Here is a 19,855-nt window from a genome sequence, read left to right on the forward strand (position 1 = left end):
AGGCGCGCCCGTCGCGCCAACGTCGCCCTTGGCCCCGACCGGACCCGTGGGCCCTGGGGGTCCCGCAGGCCCATCAGCGCCAGGCAAGCCCGGCTCCCCGTCAGCACCGCTCACACCACGCGCTCCCGTGAGGCCATCCGTTCCGTCATCGCCGTCCGCGCCGGGAACCCCGGGCGCACCTACCGTCCCCTGCGGACCAGCAGGCCCACGCTCACCCTGGGGGCCCGGCACGGGGACGACGTTCGATTCCGGCTCTGGCACATCGACCGGCGCCTCGCCCTGCTGCGCCAGCCGTTCGTTTGCCTCGGCGACAGCGGCTTGCAGGGCAGCGATCTCGGCCTGCTGCTGGTCGCGCTCTGCCGCCCCGGAGTCAAGGCGGTACAGCACCACCGCGAGGAGCACCGCGACAATTCCCATGACCGCCACCGGAGCGACCCAGGACCCGATCTTGAACACCCGGTTCACTGCCCACCCCCGAACCGCTCGATGAGGAACAGGGCCACCGGGACGAGGATGCTCGCCGCGAGCCAGCGCAGGTTGACCTGCATCCGATCCGCGCGCTCCTTCAACTCCGACACGACCTTGTCCACGCGCGCCGACAGGGCCAAGTCCTCCCGCTGCCGTGCCGACTTCTCCTCCGCGACCGCCTCAGCGCGTGCCGTTCGCTCGTCGGCGATGTCGCGCCCCTGCTCGTCGAAACGCTCATCGACCCGCCGGGACTCGGCCTGGAACATGTCCTTCGTGACGACGTCGTCAAGCTTGCGGTCCACCGACTTCAAGAGCCGCATCAGCTCCCACGGCGTGGGTTCCGTTTCCGGCATCCGTCTAGACGCCGATCGCAATCCAGGACACCGGGACCGCGGTGGCCGATCCCACCTGCGCCGTGGACCGGCCCGCCACCTGGAATCCGGACGCCGAGCGCGAGTTGACGTAGAGATCCGGGCGAGGCCCCGTCCAGTTCCCGTCAGGCGTCAGGCTCACCGACGGCGGGCTGGCGAAGAGGCCGCTCGGCAGCGTGACATTCTGTGTCGCCGTCAACGGCGGGGCGGCCGTCCCGTAGTTCAGAGTGACCGACCCGTGCGCGATCGCGATCCCGGACGAGCGCGCCCACACGATCCACGCGTCGTTCGATCCGGTCGTGTTGATCTCGAAATTCGTCGTGTCTGTACGCCAGATGAGCAGCGGACGGGAAGCGGAAGGCGTCCACCCTAGGTCGACCAGAAGCTGCGCCCGTTCGGTCGCGTTCGCTACCGGGACGATGTCGTTGACCGACGCGAGGGCGTCGTTGATCGCCTGCCGACGCGGTGTCTCAAGCGGGGCCGGGACGGTGTGCTTACGGGCCGACGTTGCCATCGGGCGCCTCCTCGTCAGTGTTCGGCGGGAACTCGCCGCGGGTCGCGTGCCAGGCGTAGTGGTCTACGGGCGCCCGGGTGTCGTAGATGCAGCCACAGATCAGGCAGACGTCGTACACGGTGGCCCCCTCAGGCGTAGCGGGTGTAGGTGACGGACAGGAGCATCCCGTCACCGTTTCCGGCGCCAGCGACTGCCCAGTAGTTGCCGCCGACGGTCGCGAGTCCCTTGACGCCGCCGGTGCGCATCGCCTCGGCCACGTCCGAGGTGAGGTCGACCCAGCCGCCCGCCCCCGAAACGGTCGGGCCGAACACGGTCGGGGCGCCAGACGGTGGGGTGCCGTTCGCGGCTGCCTGAACCGTCATCGGCGGCCCCCCGGACCCGCCAGGAAGGACCGGTCGCAGCATCACCGCGACCCGGTCGAAGCTGATGGCACCGAGGTTCACGAGCTGGTCGCCGTAGACGGCGAGGCCGGTGAGCGGGCCAGACCCGAACGCGTCTCCCTGGTAGAGGGTGCTTCTGCCCCCATAGCGGTCGGTGTTCCACCGGTCGTATGCGGCCCGGATGTGCCGGTATGTTCCCGACCACTGCGGCGCGATGGCCTGCGTGACCTGAACCGTCGCGCCCGGCGTCGGATCTGGCGGCGGAGGCGGCGGGGGCGGCGGGGCGGTCGCGGACGGTCCATGCACCAGGACCGGGGTGCCCCAGTCCGACAGGGCGATCCACACGTCGCGCGGCAGAGTCCCGTACGTCGCCGGCACGAACGGCAGCGTGTACCCGGCGCCGTTCCACGAGACTGTTGCGGTCGTCGCACCGATCGCCGTCATCGACGCTGGCACCACCGGGTCCAACGGGTCCAACGGCCCCAGAACCAGCAGCGGGCGACCGCCATCCGCCAGCACCCGGGCTAGTCCGCCACCAACACCAGCGTCAGCGATCCGGTACCGGCCCGGCTGAGCGGGCAGCCACAGCGTCGAGTCTCCCGGCATCGTCACCTGCACCAGCCGCCCAGCCACATCCACGGCCTGTACCAGGCACACCACCGACGTCGACCCGTCGTCGCCGTCCGGCGGGGTGAAGAGGTCCAGGTCCGAGATCACGGCTGCACCCCCACGTCGACTCGCTGCGGCCCGTCGTCCACCGTCAGCGGCAGGTCGTACCCCGTGACCCAGCCCCAGAACCGTTGCCCGTCACGCAGCACCTCCACCGCGTCATCAAGGTCGATCCGCGGATCCGGGGCACACGTCACCGGCACTGACGTCGCCGGCAGAAGGCTGTTCGCCAGCATCGTCCTCGCCGACCGCAGAGCCTGGTTCGTCGTCGTGATCAGCGGCGAAGACCACCGCTTCGTCACCACCCCGTACTGCCCACCCACAGCCATCGGCCCCGTCGTCTGCGACGCCACCGCCTGCACGTCCTCCACCCCAGACGCCGACGACTCCGCGACCACCTGGTTGAACGCCCCGTCACGCGTGTCCGACCGCGCCACCGTCTCCACCGTGCCGCGCTCACCATCACGCAGCGTCAACACCGGCACCGGGGCATCCGGCAGCGGGGCGCGAAAGAACACCTGCCCCCACTCATCCGTCCGCAACAGCGCAGGCCACGCATCCGCGATCTCCTGCAACGCCGACAGCCGCGAATCCGACCACGCCATCCCCGCCGGGCACGCACGATCCACCAACGCAGGATCGAACGCCACCGACACCCCCACCGGCAGCAGACGCCGCGCCTCAGACACCAACGTCGCACCCGAACGCGGCTGCGTCGGAGTCGTCAACAACGCATCCTTCACACGCCGCAACCGACCCTCCGCCGACACCTGCACTATGCCGTCGTCACCGTCCTCCCAGTCCGTGACCAGGAACCGGCCCACCCGCGTCTCCCACGACTCCGGGCCAGCAGTCGAGGACACCACGACCGAGACCTGCAACTCCTGCCCGTACCGGGCCAGCGGATGCACCGGGTCAGACCCCGGGCGCCAGTCGAACAGCGAACCATCCACCGTCGTCTGCGCCGGCACCGTCAGAGACAGGCGCTCCGGCACGTCCTGCGACACCTGCGCCGTGACCCGCCCGGAGACGACCGGGATATCGTCCGCGAGCAGACGCCCACCCAGCCACGCCGACACTCGGGGCGTCCACCCGCACGACCCCGACAGGACCTCGTCAGGAGCACCAGCACGCACCGCGCACCCCCGTCACTGGTACTGACCCCACTCGGTCGTGTCGAAGTCGTTCCAAGTCGAGCCAGCGAACAGGGCGTCGAACGCGTCCCACGTCGGGAAGGACGTCTCGGCTGCAAGGTCGAAGTCGTCCCAGGTCCACGCGGACAGGGCGCGCGACGGCTCCGGGTCGTCCACGAACAGGAACGACAGGCTCCACACCCGCTGCGTCGACAGCTCGCCGCCCTCGACCGCCTCCCACAGCCGAGACGGCGCCGAGACAAGAAGGATCAGTTCGACCGCTGGCCAGTCGCGCATGGTGCCGTCGGTCCGCACGAGCACCGGCCGACCCGACTGCAACAGCGCCCCGATCGCTGCGTTGTTCTCCCTGTCAGCCCGGATGAGCAGCTCGCCGCCACCATCGCCACCAGACGCGTACCGGACAGGCGGGCGGCGACGACCCGGCACGTTGAACGTCGCCACGTTGATCTGCGGTTCGCGCGGCAGGCTGTTCGACAGCCACACGAAGTCCACCGAGGTCTGCCCATCCAGCGACTGCAACGCGTACCCGGTGGGGTGCGATACCGTCACCAGAGCCGCCGAGTACGTGACCCCCTGCACGATCGCCGAGTACGTCACGGGGGCGTTCAGCGCGCTCCGGTTGTCGACGAGAACGACCTGCCCCCCATCACCGACACCCGTGCCACCAGGCACCGGCCAAGACGAGCCCGCGCCCGTCGACCCGGTCACGACATACTCCGCACCAGCAGGCACGTCCCCGATCACGATCTGCACCGGCGGGGGAGACCCCGCCGTCGTCACGAGAGCCGCAGTGATCGTCACCATCAGCGGGCCGCCCTTCGAGACTGCGAGGTCCGGATCGCCGACGTTGCCTGCGAGCGGGCGACCGTCGACACCTCGGCCAGCAGGTACTCGCCCGTGAACGGGTTCTGCACGTACACCGCCGTCGGCGTCTGCTGGCCGCCTGCCGCCGAAGGGGCCGGGTTCGAGTTCGAGTACGGAACACCCGGCACCGCACCGACAGCGCCGATCGCCCTCGTCGCAGCCGAGTTCGTGATCATCCCCGTGGCTGGCGCGGTGAATAGCTCCGGGCCGTTCTCGCCCACGAGGTACGTCTGACCGCCCGTCACGGGGCCACCAGACGCACGTTCCCCAGATGGCACGTAGTACCCGGCGGGGGGACGAATCCCCGTCTCCTTGAACGCGGTCGTGATCTCGATCGTCCGGTCCTTGATCGACGCGTAGGCCGCCTTGAGGTTCTCGATCGCGGACATCGCCTGGCCCGTGTCAGCCCGGATGTTCGTCTGCACCTGCGCCGGGATCAGCCCCAGTTCGTCAGCGAGACCGTTGGCCTCGTCCGCGGACATACCCGCCGCCTGCGCCACCCCGAGGAACCGGTCGCGCGACGTCTGCATCACGGCCTGGAGCGACGTCTGATCGGCCCCGTTCTTCTGCATGGCCGCGATCACGTCCCACGTCGACGAAGCGATGTCGTCGAGTGCGGCCTGGTTGTCGCGCCCCTTCTGGGTCGTGATGTCGAGCGTCGCGCCGTTCTCCGAGAGCTTGGTGTTCGCGTCCGCAATCGCCTGCTCGAGTTGGCGCTGCGCATCACGCTCTGACAGGACGACACCAGCAGCCTCCTGCTGAGCCGAGATCAGGTCGGCGAGAGCCGTCGTCTGGTTCACGACCTCGGACGTCGTCGCCGAGTACGTGGACGCGAGGTCCTCCTGGGCCACGCCAGCGGCATCGTCAGCGAGCTTCTTCTGAGCGGCCTGCTTCTCGGCGTCCGTCAGGGCGCGAGACTCCTCGTCCAGTGCCCCAGTGAGCAGGCGCGAGGCGGCGGCGTTGATCTCCCCCTGGGTCATGACCTCGTCACCGGAGGCCACGTACTCGCGTGTGGCCGCTGTGACGCGCCGTATCGCGTCCTCGTTTCCGAGGATGTAGCCCTGAAGGTCCTCAACGGCAACGCCGACCCGCTCCGCCCGATCAATCAGGGACTCCGCGTCCTTGCCGAAGAGGTTGTCCAGCCAGTCGTTCCGATCCTGGCTGAGCGCGTCATTGATGCGCGACAGAGTCTGGTCAGTCCGTTTTCCCAGTTCGTCCAGGGTCCCCATGTACTCGTCGGTTCGGGCCTTGGCCTCGGCCGCGTTCTGGGCCCAGATCGTCAGCCCGATTGCAGCGGCCCCGATGGCCGCGCCGAGGGCCCCGGCGCCGATCCCGGCCGTCTTCATCGAGATGTTGAGCCCGCCCAGTGCGGTCTTGGTGTCGGAGATGAACGTCGCGAACTTCATGAGGCCCGCGATGCCGAGCGTCACGAGTCCTCCGGTGCCCACGAATGCGGTCGTCGCCGAGAGGACCGGTGCCGGGATCTGCCCGATGGCATCGACGACGGAGTCCGCTCCCTGCACGAGGCCCCGAAGGACGTCGTTCGCCCCCGAGCCCGACTTGATGAACGCTGTCTCGATCGACCCGGACAGCCCCTCGAGGTCGCCCTTGAGATTGTCGAGCCGCATGGCCGCCTGCTCGGCGGCATACCCCTGGTCGTTGACCGCGTCGACCCACCCCTGGATCCCGTCCGCGCCCTGCTGGTACAGCACGTTCGCGGACCGGATCGCGTCCGACCCGAAGATCGTCGCCATCGCCGCGTCACGCTGAGCCTGCGGGAGCGGAGCCAGCGCGGTCTCGAGCTGACCCGCGAGGTTCGTGATCCCGACGAAGTTGCCCTGCGCGTCGTACGCCGCTATCCCGAGATCCCGCATCGTCTTGGCGGACTTCTCGGACGGGTTCGCCAGCGCCAGCAGCATCGTCTTGAACGACGTTCCGGCGTCAGACCCGAGCAGACCCGCCGACGCGAACGCAGACAGTGTGCCCGTCGTCTCCTCGATCGACAGGCCGAACTGCGACGCCACGAGACCCGACTGGTTCAGCGCCTGCGCCAGGTCCGTCACGTCCCCCTGCGCCTTGCCCGCCCCGGCCGCGAGCAGGTCCGCGATGTGCGTCACATCCTCGCCGGACAGCCCGAACTGGGTCATTGCGGTGGCCGCGATCTCAGCGGCGGAAGCCACGTCCAGCTCGCCGGCTGCCGCGAGGTCGAGCGAGCCCGTCAGGGCGCCACCCAGGATGTCCGCGGTCGAGACGCCAGCCTTCGATAGGTTCTCGATGGCCGCCGCAGCCTCGGTCGCGGAGAACGCGGTGTCCGCGCCCGCCTGGATCGCCGCCTCGCGCAGCGCCTCCATCTCGGACGCCGAGGCCATCGTCGCCGCCCGCACCGACGACATCGCAGCATCGAAGTCAGCGAACTTCGCCACCGCGAGCGTCGTCGCCCCCACCGCCGCGAGACCCAGCGCACCCAAGGTGTTCGACACCTGGCCAATGTGCTGCTCCTTGGACGCGACGTAGTCCAGACCCTTCGTGCCCAGGTCCTTCATCGCCTGCTGAGCAGTCTTCGCCCCGGCGACGAAACCCTCGGTCTTGAGAGCGAGGCGGATGGCAGCGATGCGATCAGCCACGGATTCACCCCCACACCAATAGGTCAATCCGGCACACTGGGCGGATGAGAACGAAGGCTCTAGCGCTCGGCATCGCCTTGGTGCCGGTGGCGCTTTGGATATCCGGATGCTCCTCAGGCGACGCGCCGGTTGTGGACCAAGCCGTCCGTGCCTGCGACGAGGCTGTCGCCAGAGAAAGCGGCGGGGTTGCTGCGGATGTCGACTACTCGACGATCACGGCAGGCCGAGAGAGCCACTCCATCAGTGGAACCATCGCGGTCGGGAGCGACGTCTACGACTATGTCTGTCGGGCGCAACTCAAGGACGACGCCTGGGAGGTCTCAGACGTCTCGGTGACTCGACGCTAGTCAGTCCGGTACGCCGAGAACGACAGCGCCTGAGGGCGAGGCGTCTTCTTCGGGTCCGAGTAGTCCTTCTGCCTGCGCAGCACGGCATCCGTCGCGAAGCATCGCGTGGGAGGGCCGGACCGCCACTTGTTCTCCGACCCAGGGGCCGAGCAGACCGCCACAGGGCGCCCGCAGTTCGGGCACAGCGCCGACTCGTACGCGGCCAGGGCAAGCATCCATGCCCGCTCCTGCTCGTCCCACTCCGGCTCCACGGTCGTCACGGACGCCGAGACCCGCCCAAGGTCGTCGTACTCGTACTCCGTCCGGCTGGACGGCTCCCAGCCAGAGAAGCGCCGGTACGACAGCCTCAGGTCGCGCGCTACCTGGAGGTCTCGGACGAGTCCCGGCTCAGCCTCGAGGCGGCCCGTGAGAAAGGGACGGACACCTCACCCCGGTTCAGCAGGAACACGGCCTGCGCGAAGTCGGAGTACTGCCGGTCCGTCATCTCGTCCGCGAGAGGACCCCAGTCGTCGCCCGGGTCGAAGTCCTCCGGGGTATCGGCCCGCGTCACCGCGATGATCGACTCGGGGATCACGTCCTCGAAGAACGCCTCACGGTTGATCCCCTGCGCCTTGTCGAGGTCGTCACCCTCTCGCGGAGGGTGCTTCGCGACGAACTTGGCCCACTCCGAACGGGACAGTGCACGAAGCCGGAAATGGACCGTATCGGCCAGCATCTTCGACTCCAGCTCGCGAACACGGCGCGCGAGAGACGACGCCTTCGCGTTGCCCACGAGCCGGTCATCGCCAGGCTCCTGCTGCGCCCGCCGCAGATCCTCCTCAGCCTGCTCCCAGTCCGCCTGCAACGCGGCATCCAAGCACAGGGGGACAGTCTTCTCGGGCCGTCTGATCGTCAGCGCCATGCTTCCTTCTCCCGGATCATCCCGGACCGTCAAGGCTGACCCCCGCCCGGCCGATCCGGGTAGCCGGGCGGGGGAGTGTGATGTCAGGCGCCGGCGACGACCGCGACGTCCGTGCGGACCGAGCCCGTCACGAACTGCTTCTGCGTCGTCTTGAGCACCGAGTTCGCCTCCGGGGGCAGGTCGTTGTACTCGCCCGGCTTGATCGGCCAGACCCAGACCTTCTGCCCCACCGCGTACGGCTCGTCGAACTTCACGCCGCGACGACCGACGAGGAACAGGTCGACGCCCGGCTCGAGCGTCTCCTTCGCCTTGTTGTCCGTCGTCGCGTTCGCGCTGTTCGTGTTGTCGATGTACGTCAGCGACAGGGTGCGCGAGTTCCGTCCCGGCTGCTCGAAGATCTGCTTCGAGCACAGCCGCTCGTCCGAGATCACCTGCTCGTCCAGGCCCGGGTTGTACCCGTCCGACGTCAGGTAGCACGAGATGTCGACCACCGTGCCGCCCGTGAGTTCGTCCACCGCAGGGGCGTCGGGGTCCGCGAGTGCCTGCACGAGGATGACGCTGACGTTCTCGTCAGCAGGGGTCGAGGGAATGTCGGCCATGGTTCACTCCTTCTCGGTGGCCGTGTCGGGCTCCACCGGACGGCGGGCCCGTCGCTTGGCCGACTGGCCAGCGAGCTTCTTCACGCGCGGCTTCGCCCGCCGCGCGACAGTCGAGGGCGGATACCGGTCCGCCTTCACAGGGGTCAGCCCGTTCCCGATGAGCCAGTAGCCCTCAGGGACGTCCTTCTCGTGGCCCGTGACGTCGTCACGGACACGCACGTAGCGCGGCATCAGCGCCCTCCCGTCAGGAGATGACGGACGCCGTGAACTCGTACTCGAGCACGCCGACCATCGGGTGAAGGTTTGTGGTCGTGATCGTCACGTCCCGGTCCTGCTCAGGCGGACGCGAGTTCACCATGCGCAGCCCCGTCGTCGACCACCCCGAGATCGCCGGCCTAGCCCCCTCGAGAGCGGCGTCGACCTTGTCCGCGACGAACCGGGCCTGCACGGTCGTGTCTCCCACCGCGGAGATCTGCACGAGTGTCCTGCGCAGCACGGACGGGCTCGCGAGCGTCCGCTCCCACCTGTCAGGGAAGCTGATCGTCACGAACGCCCACGGCGGGGCCGGCACGTTCGCCCCCGTGACCGCCTGACCGTCGTAGACGACGATCCCCGCCGGCATGAGCGCCAAGACAGCCGCCGCGAACGCCTGCGAGGTCACAGCCCCAGCGCCTTCATCGCGAGGTCGTCGACCGCCTTGAGCAGGCGCGGCTCCTCGGACCGCAAGGGCTTCTCCAGCGACAGCGACCCGCCACCGTGAGGCCACCCGAAGTACGCGCCGGCCAGCGACCCAGGGCCACCACGAACTGGACCGATCTCGTACCCGATCTCGCCGGCCCCGTAGTCGCGCTCGTAGGAGATGGCGCGCTCGATCTGACGAAAGTGGGTCGTGCCGCGCGCGTCCTCGATCATCTCCGACTTGACGTTCTGCGCGCCCTTCTTTGCGACGGCGTCAGCGTCCTTGAGGAGCCGCGACGCCGCCTTGCCCAGGTCTGCCGCGACCTCCAGCACCTCGGAGAAGTCAGCGTCGATCGCCGCCACGTCACACCTCCCCAGGCATCTCGTCCACGAAGCACCGCTGCGCCGTCGACAACGACTTGTTGAACGGCGCCGTGATCCGGTACCGCTTGCCGACCTTGTCCGCATCGAACGGCGACGCGGTGATCGTCACGACATCACCAGGCAGAGGCTGGAACGCGTCGACCGGGAAGTCCGCCCGGTACCGCTGCACGGTGAACGAGCGCCCACCAGCCTCCGGGGTCTGCTCGTACCCCTCGTAGGTCTGGATCTTCACCCGCCCCGTGTAGAGCAGCGTCTGCGGCGTCGTCGTCACACCCGTCGCAGGGTCTGTCACGGGGGTACCGGGGCGTGTCACCGTGCAGGAGTCCGTCATGAGCTTCTCGGCGTACCCACGAAGCCGGGGGAGTGCGCCGGCGATCGCGTCGCCGAACGTCATGATCCCTCGGTCTCGTAGAGCGGGTACCCGGCGATGTCCGCGCCGCACGTGCAGAACCCGGCGTACCAGTACGGCACGTTCGCGTACTGGTTGGCCGAGCACACGTCGGCGTGGACGACGGCGCGCTGAGCAACCGTGTCGACGGCGTAGGCCTTGCCGGACTTCGGCGCGGTCGGGAACAGGAGCTCCCACCACTCCGGGAGGATCGCGACCCGGCCGCGGCTCGAGGAGTACCGGCGAGCCTCACGCCCGTCGTCTACCGCGATTTCCACCGATGTCGCGTCGTCGGGTCGGCGAACCTGCGCCACCACGGCCTCACGCGTCACGTAGTCCACCACGGTCGGGTCGAGCGCGGTCGGGTCAACGCCGCGCCGAGTCGCCTCGGCGTTGATCAGCATGGACGCGTCGTTGATCCACATCGTCCACTGGTCGTACTGCGTGGTCCCGGGCGCGGGCGGATCCTGCCCGAGAGCGGTGGCGATGTCCTCGACTACCACGGTCATGAGCCGCACCGCCTCTCGGGTGACCCTCCGGCCAGGCACAAGCCTGGCCGGAGGGGTTCATCACTCGTCGTCAGACTTGGTCTTGCGAGTGCGGCGAGCAGGCTTGGCCGGCTGGTCATCCGCGGGCTTGAAGCCCTGGTCAGTCAGCCGTTCGGCCTTCTCGTCGGAGACGCTCACGGTGGCGCCGTTCGGCGCGATCAGCCGAGGCATCAGGCCGCCGCATCCTCGATCACGGCGAACTGGTCCGCGAAGACGTACCACGCGAAGATGACCTCCGCCCGGAAGAGGATCTCGTTGTGGCCAGCCAGGTCGCGACCCGTGTTGTCAGGGTCACCGAACTGCAGCATCCGGAACGGGAACGTGCGCTGGACTCCCCAGCGGATGCCCTGTTCGTAGTTGCCGACGATCGCGCGCACCTTGTTGTCGGCGGTGGACCCGTCGACCGGCTTGCCCGAGACCGTGCTCGAGACAGAGGCGCGCAGTCCCTCGAAGCCGGACACGTTGACGCCGAGCCCGAGCTCGGGGTACTTCTTGCGGCCGTCCGCGTACCGGGCGGTGGACAGCGTCCACGCGTAGGACGGGTCGAGCGCGACGCCGGTCGGGCTGTACCCGTCGCCGATCACCAGGCCGGCCGCCGCCTCGAAGTCGAGGTCCGGCTCGGACGACGCGGTGATCTCGACACGGTTCGTCGTCGTGTTGAGGTAGTTCGTCCACGCCGTGATCGCGCTGCCCGTGCGAGGGTTGATGCGGTAGTACGCGCCCAGGTCGAGACCGCGGGCGAGCGCACGCGCGCACTTCTCCTCGAACTTGTCGAGGACTCCGAGCTGGTAGTCCTCGTCCGCGATCAGGAACTCGTCGCTGGTCCGGAAGTTGACGACCGCCTTGTGCGGCGGGGCGACGACGCTCGAGGGCTGCGCGTCGTCCTCGGACTTCGCCGCGCCCTCCTCGACGAACTCCGCCGTGAGGTCGTCGTCGAACGTGACGATCGTGGCGGGGCCGAACCGCATCGGCTCCTGGTTGGAGAGTGCGGCGATGGTCGAACCGGTCTTGGTCTTCTCGACGATCCCGTCCACGATCTGGGTGGGCAGGGTGACGTCGCTCGTGGTCAGAGTGGCCACGGCTGCCTCCTAAGGCTTAGTCCCGTTCGGTCACGCTGCGCAGCCACTCACGCTTTGCTGCGTCAGGCCCGCCGCCCGGGTTGGATGGGGTACGGCCCGCGAGAGGATCGCGGTTGCCGTTCTTCCTGCGGTCGTCCGCGGTCTCGGCGAGACGCTCCGCCTGCTTGGTGAGCGTTGCCTCGTCGGCCGCGGTGAGGAACAGTTCCGCGTCCTCGTCGGAGATCCCGTGCTTCGCCTGGATGCGCGAGCGCAGAGCCGTCGTCCGGGTGGACTCCAGCTCCTTCTCGAGCTTGGCGATACGGGTCGCAGTGGTCTGCTGCGAATCGTCGAGCTGCTGAGCCTTCGCCTTGAGCTCGTCGTAGTCGGCGAACTTCGCACGCTCGCGCTCGAGGCGGGACTTCACCATCGCGTCGAACTCGGCCTGCGAGGTCGGCGCCTTGAACCCCTGTCCGCCGTCTCCGCCGCCCGTGGGGGCAGGGTCTCCGGTGGACTCCGGGGCAGGGTTCTCCGTGGGCATCTGTTCCTCCTGTGCACCGCCCGTTGACCGCCGGCGTCCGCGTACCCCGTCGAAGGACGGGAAGTCTCTAGTCCTCGTACCGCTGGATGTAGTTGCGGATGCTCGCGTTGTGCTCCGCCTTCTGCTCCGGCGTCATTCGAGTGGTTCGGCGCGACGCCTTGTAGACGGCGACGTCAACCTCAGGCGCATCGGGGTCCCACGACGGGACCGCCGCGCAGTCACACGACTTGTGGGCCGCGAACAGGACCGATCGCTCGCGGTACACCGCGCCACGGTCGATCAACATCCGGCAGAACGAGCACGACCCACCAGACCCGATCCGCTGCCACCCCGACGCCCTGGGATCTCGGTCAGCCGACGTCGTGATCGTCTGCCGCGACGCCGCCAACACGTACTTCGGGGCCGCCGACCGCAGCGCCACGAGTGTCTCGTTCGGCGTGTCCGTGAACAGTGCCCCGACCGCTCGCCGCGTCGTGCCATCGACCGCACTCAGGTACGGCGAGGCGGCCATGGTCGCCCTGAACCGACCCGACACGCCCTCTGACGCCCTGACGCCGTCGTACCAGTCCGCGGCGACCGCAGCCGCCGACTCCCCGTACTGCGACACCAAGACCGGCATGAAAGCCAGCAGTGCGTCTCTCGCGCGCTCCGGCCGGTCCAGGTTCAGCGACGCGAAGAACGCGTCCAGGTCCCGAGTCACCAGCCGGCGGATACCGGCCTGCGCCAGCCGAAGACGCTCCGCGTCAGCTGGCGAGACCATCAGGCGCAGCCTGCGTCTCGCGCGCCGCCGCGATCAGCGCGTCCATGCGGACGTTCGCCAGCGCCCGCTGGCGCTCAGCCAGCGCCCTACTGATCTGCTGGTCATCCAGACCGATGAGCTCGAGCCCGACCTCCGTCTCGCCGAGCCACGGCACCGCCCCGAGCTGCTTTGACCCCGCGTCAGCCTGCGCCGCACGCGACACGTACCGCGGGTCACGCCACTTGCAGTCGATCGACTGCCACGCGTCAGGCACGGCATCCAGCCCAGACTGCATCGCCATTGCGATCGGTATCACGTGACGCAGCGCCGACGTGAACTCGTCCGTCGCCCCCTCGGCTTCTGAGATGAGCTCGTACTGCGACGCGTCGTAGGACTCGGCAGACGTCGGGTTCACGATGTCCGAGATCGCCACTGACGAGTCCGGTAGCGACGCCTCGCGCGCGAACAGTTTCGAGTACGCGTTCAGCGCCTTGAGCTGCGGCTCCGGGCTCGACGCCTCGAACTTCTTCACGTCTGCGCGAGACAGCGGGTCGCCCTCGCGCTCCGGGTCGTCAGGGATCCCCTTGTAGCGGCCCAGGCGACGCGCGTTGTCTGGGAGCGGCTTCCCGTTCTCGTCACGGAAGATCGACAGGTCCGCGCCGAGCACCCAGAACTCCGGGTTTGCGTACACGTCCATGTGACCCTCGAGCCGAACCAACGTGCGCGCCGCAGCGTCCTGCAAGCCACGCACGGGGCGCGTCAGACGAGTGCGGCCCATCGGCTTCTTGAGCCTCGGGCGGTACGGCATCACCGCAGCCGGCACACCGAGCGTGTGCCGCGACCGGACGACCTCCCACCTGCCGTCGATGATCTCCGCTGCGATCGTCTCGTTTCGCAGGACAAGAGACAGCGCAGTAACCCGTCGCGTCCGGTCGCGCTCATGCACGATCAGGAGGTTGTCGAGCTGGCGCGTGCGAGGGTTCCGCTCACCCGTTGCGTCCGACGCCGAGTAGAAGTGCACCATCCCGCCCGGCTCACCCACGGACTCGTCACCCCTTGACGCGACCGCGAACGCCGGGCCCAGGATCAGGGCCTCGATGATCGCCTGATCCACCTCGGCGCCGAGGTGATTCTTGTCCCAGACCTCGTTGTAGCCGTAGTCGCCGAGCGTCCCGTCGGCCCAGACCATGCGCTCGAGGTTGCAGCGCAGGGCGAGCGTGTCTACGGCCTTCGCGGACCAGCCCAGGACCAGCCCAAGCCGGTAGTACTGCTCCGGAACGATGCCTCCGTGGATCTTACGCAGCGTCTTCTCGGCCTCGTAGTACGCCTGGAGCTTCTGGTTTCGCGGCGCGAGGTGGTCCAGGCGCTTGAGAAGTCCGCCCAGAAGGTTGTTCGTGTCGTCGTCCACGTCCGGGAGCAGGATCTGCTGGTCGCTCATGCCACCACCGCCCGTCGCCCGCTCGAAGATGCCCGCTCACCGTCACCAGGAGGCTTGCGCTTGGTCGTCGTCGCCCCGAAGTGGGCGTAGGTCACTGCCTCGAGCGGAGTCACGTCCACGTCGTCACTGATCGCCTGCCAGCCCCAGCCGCCGTCCTTGCCGATCGGACGCTTCGTCGCCGCCCTCACGACGTCATCCAGGCCCGTCTGCCCGTAGTGCGTCAGGACGCCCGACTTCACCGACTCGAGCAGGCCCGAGTGCGCCTCATAGACCTGGCTCAGCGTCGGAACGACGATCCGCCGGCGCGGGACGCCGCGCTTCACCAGCGCCGTCACGAACTGGTCCGCGCCCGCCTTGCCGTCGACCACGATCACCGCAGCCTTGCGCCAGCGAGCGGCGATCCAGTCCGCAAGGTCGGCAGTGCCAGACGCCGTCGACATCGCCTTGATGACCTCGACGTGCGTCGGGCCATCCTCGGGCCGCCGAGCGCCCGCCAGAGACACGCGCTGCCCATCCGGGGAGAACTTCACGCCGTACGCCTGAACGCCCGCGGGAGGAGCGATCTCGCGATGCCCCGCCTTCCAGGCAGCCTGTTCGATGAGCGCCTTCGCGCCCACGACCTCGTCCCAGATCCCCAGGCCCTCACGGCGCCAGGAGTCCTTGTCCGGGAGGTTCTTCCTCAGCCGCTGCACCGAGACCGGCGGGGTCCTGTGCGGGTACGACGGGTTCGCAAGTTCGACCTGCCTCGGATCGTCGACATCCAGGCTCGAGTCGCCAGAGCACTCGACATAGACCGAATCCCCAGACTCCACCGGAACCCCGAAATCCACGCCCCCCGCGGCCTTCTTCGACTCCAGAGCCTCCTGCCGGCGCTCCGTGAACACGTCACCGGGATCCACCTCAGGCCGAGGCGGTGTGCCCATGTAGAACAGCAGCGCACCGTGCTCGAAACGTGACTGGTTCGTCGCCGCCACCATGTCCTCGAGCGCCTTCACCGTGAGGATCTGCGCCTCGTCGAACACCTCGATGTCGACCTCGTCGAACCCGCGCCCGAACCCCTGCTCACGAGCGCCGAAGATGATCCGCGAGCCGTTGACGAACGGGATCTCCTGCTCACCGTTCGCGTCCCGGATCGCCGTCCCGTTGTTAGAGCCGGCCTTGATGTACGGCCGGACACTCCGACGCAGGACGTAGGCCTTCATCTTCTGGAACGTGTTCGTCGCCGTTCGCATGCGGTGCGCCGTCCAGATGACCGTGAGGTCCGGGAACAGCGTGCACAGCGCGACCACGATCCTCATGACGATGAACGTCTTCGCGACCTGACGGGGGATCGAGAACGTGACCCCGCCGATCGTCGCCGCGAACGATCCATCGGCACGGATGCCGAGCGTCACCTCGCCCAGGCCGTCCTGCCAGGCGTCGAACTGGTCGCCGAACTCCTCGCACCGTTCCGCAACGTCGTACCAGAGCGAGTCGACGATCCCCTCGGGGATGACGACGTGCCGGGCGGCCTCAGATAGCCGACGCGTTGAACGATCGACGGGGGCGGCGGTTGCCGTCATCGCGTTCCGCCTCCTGCTCCTCGGCGGCGTCCAGCGCACGGATCTGTCGGTCCAGCTCGCGCAGCTCCTTGTACGCCGAAGCGATCGCGTTCGACGACACCTCGCCTGCGTCGAGCTTCTTCGCCAGCGCCCGACGCATCGACGCCAGAACATCCCGAGCCGACCCCTCGATCGCCTCGGTGATCGTCGCCGGCACCTCCTTGCGAGGCGCCTCGTCACCCGGCTTCACCACACGGAGAGAGGCCATGCGGACCACACCTCCGAGGTTTTTCGAAACGAGGGGAGAGAAAGGCGCTATGCCCCGGCGGTCGCCCTCCAGGGTGGGGGTGGGGGCCCTCCCCCTGGTCACCAGTCGGTCGAGGTCGGGAACGAAGCGGCAGGAGCGACTGCGCGAGGCGCCCGCGTTCCGTTCCCTCGTCGTTGGTTGCAGATGCGGTGCATGAGCCGCACGTTGGACCGTGCGAGCGGGTCGCCGCCTCGAGAGACGGGGATGATCTCGTCCACCTCGGGGGCGAGCGGATGGTTCCAGTGCAGCGTCTTGTCGACTGGGTCGTCGGGCCACTCGCAGTGCGACCATGCGCAGTAGGTCTCGGTGGCTAGCACCCGTGCACGTAGGCGCCTACGCCGGTGCCCGTTGGCGTACCTGGGGTTGGTGGCCACGGTCGCCTCCTGCATTCAGGCTGCACGCGTCACGCCGTTGGTAAGGATCACGGGGCAGGCTTGCCGCCTGCCGTCGGGGAGGGTGGTGGCACCGGGGCACCTACGCCCTGCCATGTCCACCCCCGGAAGTTGCCCGCCCATCTCCCCGGGTGGCTGGTCACCGGGGAGTGGGCGTCTGGCCTCTTGGTTACGGTGCTGGCGGCGTGGGTCCAGGGTTGTTGTCGGCGGGGTTCTCGCTGAACCCTGGCCAACGCTGGCCGTCCCCGTAAGCCTGGCGTCGCGCTCGCTTGAGCGTCTTGATGAGGACCTCGACCTGTCGCGGGTTGAGGTCGACGATCATCGCTTCGCCTGTGTGCGACCAGCCCTCGGGGTAGATGCTCACCTGCACCCAGCCGATGCGGTCCCAGCCGACGACCAGCTCGCGTGAGTTGTCGTTGCTGACGCCGTGGTTGATCTTCTCGTGAGGCATATCGCCTTCTCCTTGACTGCCCGTAGCGGGCAACGCCCCGTCGAGTGCGGGGGTGGCTTTCGGGGGAGCGGCGCTCAACCCCGGGCGCGACGAAGGCCCCCGGTGCGAACCGAGGGCCCCATCGACAGACCGTGCAATCTTGCCGTAAGGCTATGCGACAGGATCCCGTTCCGCCACCTCGACACGCGCGCGTGGCCCCGCCGGCCGTTCGGGCGTAGCGCGCACCGTTTCGAACGCGTCCCGTGCGTCCGTCCATCGCCGGTTGGTGTCGGGAGTTGTAGCCCCGGTCGTAGCACGCTCCCATGCCCCTTGCATGGCGGCGCTCATGAGGGTGAACGCTGCGAGTGCCTGCCGAACGGTGACGCCAGAATCCGGCATCACCGTCACTGCGGGCTTGTGTGTCGTCACGCTGCCACCTTCCCACGCTCGGCCAGCCTGAGCGCGTCTTCGAGTCGATACAGGTCAGGGTCTTCGACGGCCTTCTCAAGCCGACCCCGCTCCACCCACTTGTCGAGCGTCTTCGGCTTGACCTCGATGCCGAGTACGAACAGCGCGGACACGAGCTCGCCGCGAGTCATGAGCCTGTCCTTGAGCGCCGCGTGGAGGTGCTTGCGAACCTCGAGCAGCCCGGCGACGTTCCCGCACTCGGGGCACGTGGTGTCGACGCGGTGACCGAACAGTCGGAGTTCGCCGTCGCACTCGGGGACGATGCATGGCCCCATCCATCGCGCGGGTTCGGGTCGCTCGAGCGCGAGGGCGACCTTGCGGCGGAACTCGTGCGCAATGTCGAGGAAGTCGTAGGCGGTCTTCTCGTCGTCCCCGTGCGTGAAGTGGCCGAACCTGAGGGCGACGGAGCGGAGGAGTCCGGGCATCTCGCTGGTATCGGGCTGCCAGTCGTCGGTCTCTTCGAGAAGGATCCGACCGAGCGCGCGGGCTTCGGTCTCGATCTCGTGCATGAGGTCGGAGACGTGGAGGTCGATGGGCGGCCGGCTGCCTGGTGCGGGGTGGGATGCGCCACCGGTGGATGATCCGCTGGGTTCGAGGCGGGCTTGGAGTGCGGGCCATGCGGCGACGATGGCGAGGAGGTCGTCTCGGGCGGCGAGTGCGACGAGGTTGTCCACGAGCGGGTCTCCCTGTGTCGGTCGACCCCGCACCGGCGTCCCGGTGGGCAAAATACGATACCCGAACCTGGTTCCAGTATCCAGCGCACCGGGGCGGGCCGTGTTGGCCCGCCCCGGTGTGTGGTTACACCCGCCACGCCTCGTCGTAGTCCGGGTGGTCGGCGTAGGGCAGGGCGAGGTTGCCGAGTAGCTCCTCGGGCGTCACGCCGCCGCGGGTGCCGAGACGCCGCGCAGACTCCACGATGCGCCGCTTCGCCTCGCACTCCGCCAGCACGCGAGCGGGAGGCCACAACGCGGCGCGCACGTCCGGGTGGATCCGGTCCCACACGATGGCCCCGTTGTCGACAGCCTTCCAGGCGTCGTCGGCGCGGGCCTCGTCTTCGGCGATCCTGGAGAGCAGGAACTCGGTGAGCGTCATGAGTTCCATGGCCTCAGTCTCCCGTCTTCCCGTCGAGGATGGCGAGCACGTCGCGCACCGTCCTCTTCCAGCCGCACTGCACGGGGTCGTCATCGTCGTGCAGCAGGCAGTCCAGTTCTGCGGTGACGGCCTCGCGCACCTTGTCGAGCTTGCCCCGCGCCACATCCCGCTCGGCTGCGAGGCGGGCCACCTGGGTCTCATGTGCTGCGACTTCCCTCGTCGCGATGCTGCGCAGGTGACGCGCCTCGGCTTCGGCCTGCTGCACGCGCTCGACCAGGGCGCGCAGCAGTGGTCCGACGCCGACGCCTGGGCTGTTGTCCGCGAGTCGGGTCGCTTCGTCCAGCAGGTCGTCCGTCACAGCGTCTTCCTTCCTGCGAGGCAGTCGGGGCACACGTCCGACTCGGGGCGGGTCTGGTAGGCGCCGGGCAGGGTGACCCCGCCGCCGCAGCGCACTTCGGTGAACCAGGCTTCGGGATCGGCCTTGTCGTACAGGTGCCACACCCAGCGGTCGGGCTTGGGCCAGTCAGAGATGCGTTCGCCGACGACGCGGCGGGGGCGCTTGCTCGTGCTCACGGTGGTCATCATCGGTCCTCCTCGGGCTCGTCCAGCACGCGGGCGGGAAGGCTGATGCGGTCGATGCCGATGTAGTAGGCGTCGTCCGATCCCGCGCGGCGCACAAGCCGGTAGCCCTCGCTGTCCAGGCTGACTTGCATGGCGCGTCCGATACGGTCCAGCAGCACCGTGCCGACCGGGAGTGCGTCGAGCTCGGTCACGGTGGTGACGACGCGTGTGCGGGTCGCGGCCCAGATGGCACCGGCGACGAACTCCTCACGCAGGTTCTCGTCCTCGTCGGCCGTCGTGAACAGGTAGCGGCGCTTCTCGGCTTCGGCTCGCGCCTGCTCGTGCAGCGTGCTCATGCGCCCTCTCCCTCCGTCACGTCGTGCCCCTGGTGCTGCGTGCGCC

General features: G+C 68.6%; 27 protein-coding genes. 1 reads left to right on the forward strand and 26 read right to left on the reverse strand.

Annotated elements, in window-relative coordinates:
• Nucleotides 1–461: 461 nt before the first annotated feature.
• The 6 genes from ABRQ22_RS17200 to ABRQ22_RS17225 all read right to left on the reverse strand — a co-directional run bounded on the left by ABRQ22_RS17200 (nt 462) and on the right by ABRQ22_RS17225 (nt 7,044).
• On the reverse strand, nt 462–788 hold the full coding sequence (locus tag ABRQ22_RS17200) for a hypothetical protein (RefSeq protein ID WP_353707597.1): 327 nt from the start codon (nt 786–788) through the stop codon (nt 462–464).
• A 37-nt stretch (nt 789–825) separates the two neighbouring features.
• Entirely contained in the window at nt 826–1,353 is a 528-nt protein-coding gene (locus ABRQ22_RS17205; protein WP_353707598.1) for a hypothetical protein, read from the reverse strand.
• Nucleotides 1,354–1,481: 128 nt separating this feature from the next.
• Nucleotides 1,482–2,450, reverse strand: a complete 969-nt coding sequence (locus ABRQ22_RS17210; RefSeq protein WP_353707599.1) for a hypothetical protein — start codon at nt 2,448–2,450, stop codon at nt 1,482–1,484.
• Complete coding sequence (locus ABRQ22_RS17215; protein WP_353707600.1) at nt 2,447–3,481, reverse strand: hypothetical protein; 1,035 nt, start codon at nt 3,479–3,481, stop codon at nt 2,447–2,449. Before ABRQ22_RS17215 ends, ABRQ22_RS17210 begins: the two co-directional genes overlap by 4 nt.
• Before the next feature lie 69 nt (nt 3,482–3,550).
• Nucleotides 3,551–4,309 carry a hypothetical protein gene (locus ABRQ22_RS17220; RefSeq protein WP_353707601.1) on the reverse strand — a complete coding sequence of 253 codons (759 nt, stop codon included), beginning with the start codon at nt 4,307–4,309 and terminating at the stop codon, nt 3,551–3,553.
• Nucleotides 4,310–4,359: 50 nt separating this feature from the next.
• Nucleotides 4,360–7,044, reverse strand: a complete 2,685-nt coding sequence (locus tag ABRQ22_RS17225) for a phage tail tape measure protein (protein WP_353707602.1) — start codon at nt 7,042–7,044, stop codon at nt 4,360–4,362.
• A gap of 44 nt (nt 7,045–7,088) precedes the next feature.
• Between ABRQ22_RS17225 and ABRQ22_RS17230 the strand changes: the two genes are divergently transcribed.
• Nucleotides 7,089–7,391: a hypothetical protein gene (locus ABRQ22_RS17230; protein ID WP_353707603.1), complete on the forward strand. Its 303-nt coding sequence runs from the start codon at nt 7,089–7,091 to the stop codon at nt 7,389–7,391.
• 358 nt (nt 7,392–7,749) lie between these two features.
• Here the strand turns inward: ABRQ22_RS17230 and ABRQ22_RS17235 are convergent, their stop codons facing one another.
• The 20 genes from ABRQ22_RS17235 to ABRQ22_RS17330 form a co-directional block, all read right to left on the reverse strand.
• Nucleotides 7,750–8,292 (reverse strand): hypothetical protein, encoded by a 543-nt coding sequence (locus tag ABRQ22_RS17235; protein WP_353707604.1) that lies wholly within the window; start codon nt 8,290–8,292, stop codon nt 7,750–7,752.
• A gap of 83 nt (nt 8,293–8,375) precedes the next feature.
• Entirely contained in the window at nt 8,376–8,891 is a 516-nt protein-coding gene (locus ABRQ22_RS17240) for a hypothetical protein (RefSeq protein WP_353707605.1), read from the reverse strand.
• Between the two features lie 3 nt (nt 8,892–8,894).
• Nucleotides 8,895–9,122, reverse strand: a complete 228-nt coding sequence (locus tag ABRQ22_RS17245) for a hypothetical protein (protein WP_353707606.1) — start codon at nt 9,120–9,122, stop codon at nt 8,895–8,897.
• 13 nt (nt 9,123–9,135) lie between these two features.
• Nucleotides 9,136–9,552, reverse strand: a complete 417-nt coding sequence (locus ABRQ22_RS17250) for a hypothetical protein (protein WP_353707607.1) — start codon at nt 9,550–9,552, stop codon at nt 9,136–9,138.
• Nucleotides 9,549–9,932, reverse strand: coding sequence for a hypothetical protein (locus tag ABRQ22_RS17255; protein WP_353707608.1), 384 nt, complete (start codon nt 9,930–9,932; stop codon nt 9,549–9,551). Before ABRQ22_RS17255 ends, ABRQ22_RS17250 begins: the two co-directional genes overlap by 4 nt.
• A gap of 1 nt (nt 9,933) precedes the next feature.
• Nucleotides 9,934–10,347 carry a DUF6093 family protein gene (locus tag ABRQ22_RS17260; protein ID WP_353707609.1) on the reverse strand — a complete coding sequence of 138 codons (414 nt, stop codon included), beginning with the start codon at nt 10,345–10,347 and terminating at the stop codon, nt 9,934–9,936.
• The gene (locus ABRQ22_RS17265; protein ID WP_353707610.1) at nt 10,344–10,850 is read right to left on the reverse strand and encodes a hypothetical protein; all 507 of its coding nucleotides are present in this window, start codon (nt 10,848–10,850) and stop codon (nt 10,344–10,346) included. The genes ABRQ22_RS17260 and ABRQ22_RS17265 overlap by 4 nt, the downstream gene beginning before the upstream one ends.
• A gap of 60 nt (nt 10,851–10,910) precedes the next feature.
• A complete protein-coding gene (locus tag ABRQ22_RS17270) occupies nt 10,911–11,060 on the reverse strand; it encodes a hypothetical protein (RefSeq protein WP_353707611.1) in 150 nt (49 codons plus the stop codon).
• Entirely contained in the window at nt 11,060–11,968 is a 909-nt protein-coding gene (locus tag ABRQ22_RS17275) for a phage major capsid protein (protein ID WP_353707612.1), read from the reverse strand. The genes ABRQ22_RS17270 and ABRQ22_RS17275 overlap by 1 nt, the downstream gene beginning before the upstream one ends.
• A 16-nt stretch (nt 11,969–11,984) precedes the next feature.
• Nucleotides 11,985–12,485 carry a hypothetical protein gene (locus tag ABRQ22_RS17280; RefSeq protein ID WP_353707613.1) on the reverse strand — a complete coding sequence of 167 codons (501 nt, stop codon included), beginning with the start codon at nt 12,483–12,485 and terminating at the stop codon, nt 11,985–11,987.
• A 67-nt stretch (nt 12,486–12,552) separates the two neighbouring features.
• Nucleotides 12,553–13,245 (reverse strand): hypothetical protein, encoded by a 693-nt coding sequence (locus ABRQ22_RS17285; RefSeq protein ID WP_353707614.1) that lies wholly within the window; start codon nt 13,243–13,245, stop codon nt 12,553–12,555.
• Nucleotides 13,229–14,662, reverse strand: a complete 1,434-nt coding sequence (locus tag ABRQ22_RS17290) for a phage portal protein (protein WP_353707615.1) — start codon at nt 14,660–14,662, stop codon at nt 13,229–13,231. The genes ABRQ22_RS17285 and ABRQ22_RS17290 overlap by 17 nt, the downstream gene beginning before the upstream one ends.
• Complete coding sequence (locus ABRQ22_RS17295; RefSeq protein WP_353707616.1) at nt 14,659–16,224, reverse strand: hypothetical protein; 1,566 nt, start codon at nt 16,222–16,224, stop codon at nt 14,659–14,661. The genes ABRQ22_RS17290 and ABRQ22_RS17295 overlap by 4 nt, the downstream gene beginning before the upstream one ends.
• On the reverse strand, nt 16,175–16,471 hold the full coding sequence (locus ABRQ22_RS17300) for a hypothetical protein (RefSeq protein WP_353707617.1): 297 nt from the start codon (nt 16,469–16,471) through the stop codon (nt 16,175–16,177). The genes ABRQ22_RS17295 and ABRQ22_RS17300 overlap by 50 nt, the downstream gene beginning before the upstream one ends.
• Before the next feature lie 600 nt (nt 16,472–17,071).
• A complete protein-coding gene (locus tag ABRQ22_RS17305; RefSeq protein ID WP_353707618.1) occupies nt 17,072–17,353 on the reverse strand; it encodes a hypothetical protein in 282 nt (93 codons plus the stop codon).
• 404 nt (nt 17,354–17,757) lie between these two features.
• Nucleotides 17,758–18,474 (reverse strand): hypothetical protein, encoded by a 717-nt coding sequence (locus tag ABRQ22_RS17310; RefSeq protein WP_353707619.1) that lies wholly within the window; start codon nt 18,472–18,474, stop codon nt 17,758–17,760.
• Between the two features lie 124 nt (nt 18,475–18,598).
• A complete protein-coding gene (locus ABRQ22_RS17315) occupies nt 18,599–18,901 on the reverse strand; it encodes a DUF6221 family protein (protein ID WP_353707620.1) in 303 nt (100 codons plus the stop codon).
• A 4-nt stretch (nt 18,902–18,905) separates the two neighbouring features.
• Nucleotides 18,906–19,250, reverse strand: a complete 345-nt coding sequence (locus ABRQ22_RS17320) for a hypothetical protein (protein ID WP_353707621.1) — start codon at nt 19,248–19,250, stop codon at nt 18,906–18,908.
• Nucleotides 19,247–19,477 (reverse strand): hypothetical protein, encoded by a 231-nt coding sequence (locus ABRQ22_RS17325; protein WP_353707622.1) that lies wholly within the window; start codon nt 19,475–19,477, stop codon nt 19,247–19,249. Before ABRQ22_RS17325 ends, ABRQ22_RS17320 begins: the two co-directional genes overlap by 4 nt.
• On the reverse strand, nt 19,474–19,809 hold the full coding sequence (locus tag ABRQ22_RS17330; RefSeq protein ID WP_353707623.1) for a hypothetical protein: 336 nt from the start codon (nt 19,807–19,809) through the stop codon (nt 19,474–19,476). The genes ABRQ22_RS17325 and ABRQ22_RS17330 overlap by 4 nt, the downstream gene beginning before the upstream one ends.
• Nucleotides 19,810–19,855 lie beyond the last annotated feature (46 nt).

The sequence above is a fragment of the Cellulosimicrobium sp. ES-005 genome (assembly GCF_040448685.1).
Taxonomy (GTDB): domain Bacteria; phylum Actinomycetota; class Actinomycetes; order Actinomycetales; family Cellulomonadaceae; genus Cellulosimicrobium; species Cellulosimicrobium cellulans_G.

Excerpts from the sequence above, each read along its gene's own strand:
- ABRQ22_RS17240 (WP_353707605.1), bottom strand. The coding sequence starts at position 8,891 with ATGGCCGACATTCCCTCGACCCCTGCTGACGAGAACGTCAGCGTCATC.
- ABRQ22_RS17330 (WP_353707623.1), bottom strand. The coding sequence starts at position 19,809 with ATGAGCACGCTGCACGAGCAGGCGCGAGCCGAAGCCGAGAAGCGCCGC.
- ABRQ22_RS17285 (WP_353707614.1), bottom strand. The coding sequence starts at position 13,245 with ATGGTCTCGCCAGCTGACGCGGAGCGTCTTCGGCTGGCGCAGGCCGGT.
- ABRQ22_RS17270 (WP_353707611.1), bottom strand. The coding sequence starts at position 11,060 with ATGCCTCGGCTGATCGCGCCGAACGGCGCCACCGTGAGCGTCTCCGAC.
- ABRQ22_RS17290 (WP_353707615.1), bottom strand. The coding sequence starts at position 14,662 with ATGAGCGACCAGCAGATCCTGCTCCCGGACGTGGACGACGACACGAAC.
- ABRQ22_RS17305 (WP_353707618.1), bottom strand. The coding sequence starts at position 17,353 with ATGCCTCACGAGAAGATCAACCACGGCGTCAGCAACGACAACTCACGC.
- ABRQ22_RS17205 (WP_353707598.1), bottom strand. The coding sequence starts at position 1,353 with ATGGCAACGTCGGCCCGTAAGCACACCGTCCCGGCCCCGCTTGAGACA.
- ABRQ22_RS17300 (WP_353707617.1), bottom strand. The coding sequence starts at position 16,471 with ATGGCCTCTCTCCGTGTGGTGAAGCCGGGTGACGAGGCGCCTCGCAAG.
- ABRQ22_RS17260 (WP_353707609.1), bottom strand. The coding sequence starts at position 10,347 with ATGACGTTCGGCGACGCGATCGCCGGCGCACTCCCCCGGCTTCGTGGG.
- ABRQ22_RS17235 (WP_353707604.1), bottom strand. The coding sequence starts at position 8,292 with ATGGCGCTGACGATCAGACGGCCCGAGAAGACTGTCCCCCTGTGCTTG.
- ABRQ22_RS17265 (WP_353707610.1), bottom strand. The coding sequence starts at position 10,850 with ATGACCGTGGTAGTCGAGGACATCGCCACCGCTCTCGGGCAGGATCCG.
- ABRQ22_RS17295 (WP_353707616.1), bottom strand. The coding sequence starts at position 16,224 with ATGACGGCAACCGCCGCCCCCGTCGATCGTTCAACGCGTCGGCTATCT.
- ABRQ22_RS17325 (WP_353707622.1), bottom strand. The coding sequence starts at position 19,477 with ATGATGACCACCGTGAGCACGAGCAAGCGCCCCCGCCGCGTCGTCGGC.
- ABRQ22_RS17245 (WP_353707606.1), bottom strand. The coding sequence starts at position 9,122 with ATGCCGCGCTACGTGCGTGTCCGTGACGACGTCACGGGCCACGAGAAG.
- ABRQ22_RS17280 (WP_353707613.1), bottom strand. The coding sequence starts at position 12,485 with ATGCCCACGGAGAACCCTGCCCCGGAGTCCACCGGAGACCCTGCCCCC.
- ABRQ22_RS17315 (WP_353707620.1), bottom strand. The coding sequence starts at position 18,901 with ATGGAACTCATGACGCTCACCGAGTTCCTGCTCTCCAGGATCGCCGAA.
- ABRQ22_RS17230 (WP_353707603.1), top strand. The coding sequence starts at position 7,089 with ATGAGAACGAAGGCTCTAGCGCTCGGCATCGCCTTGGTGCCGGTGGCG.
- ABRQ22_RS17200 (WP_353707597.1), bottom strand. The coding sequence starts at position 788 with ATGCGGCTCTTGAAGTCGGTGGACCGCAAGCTTGACGACGTCGTCACG.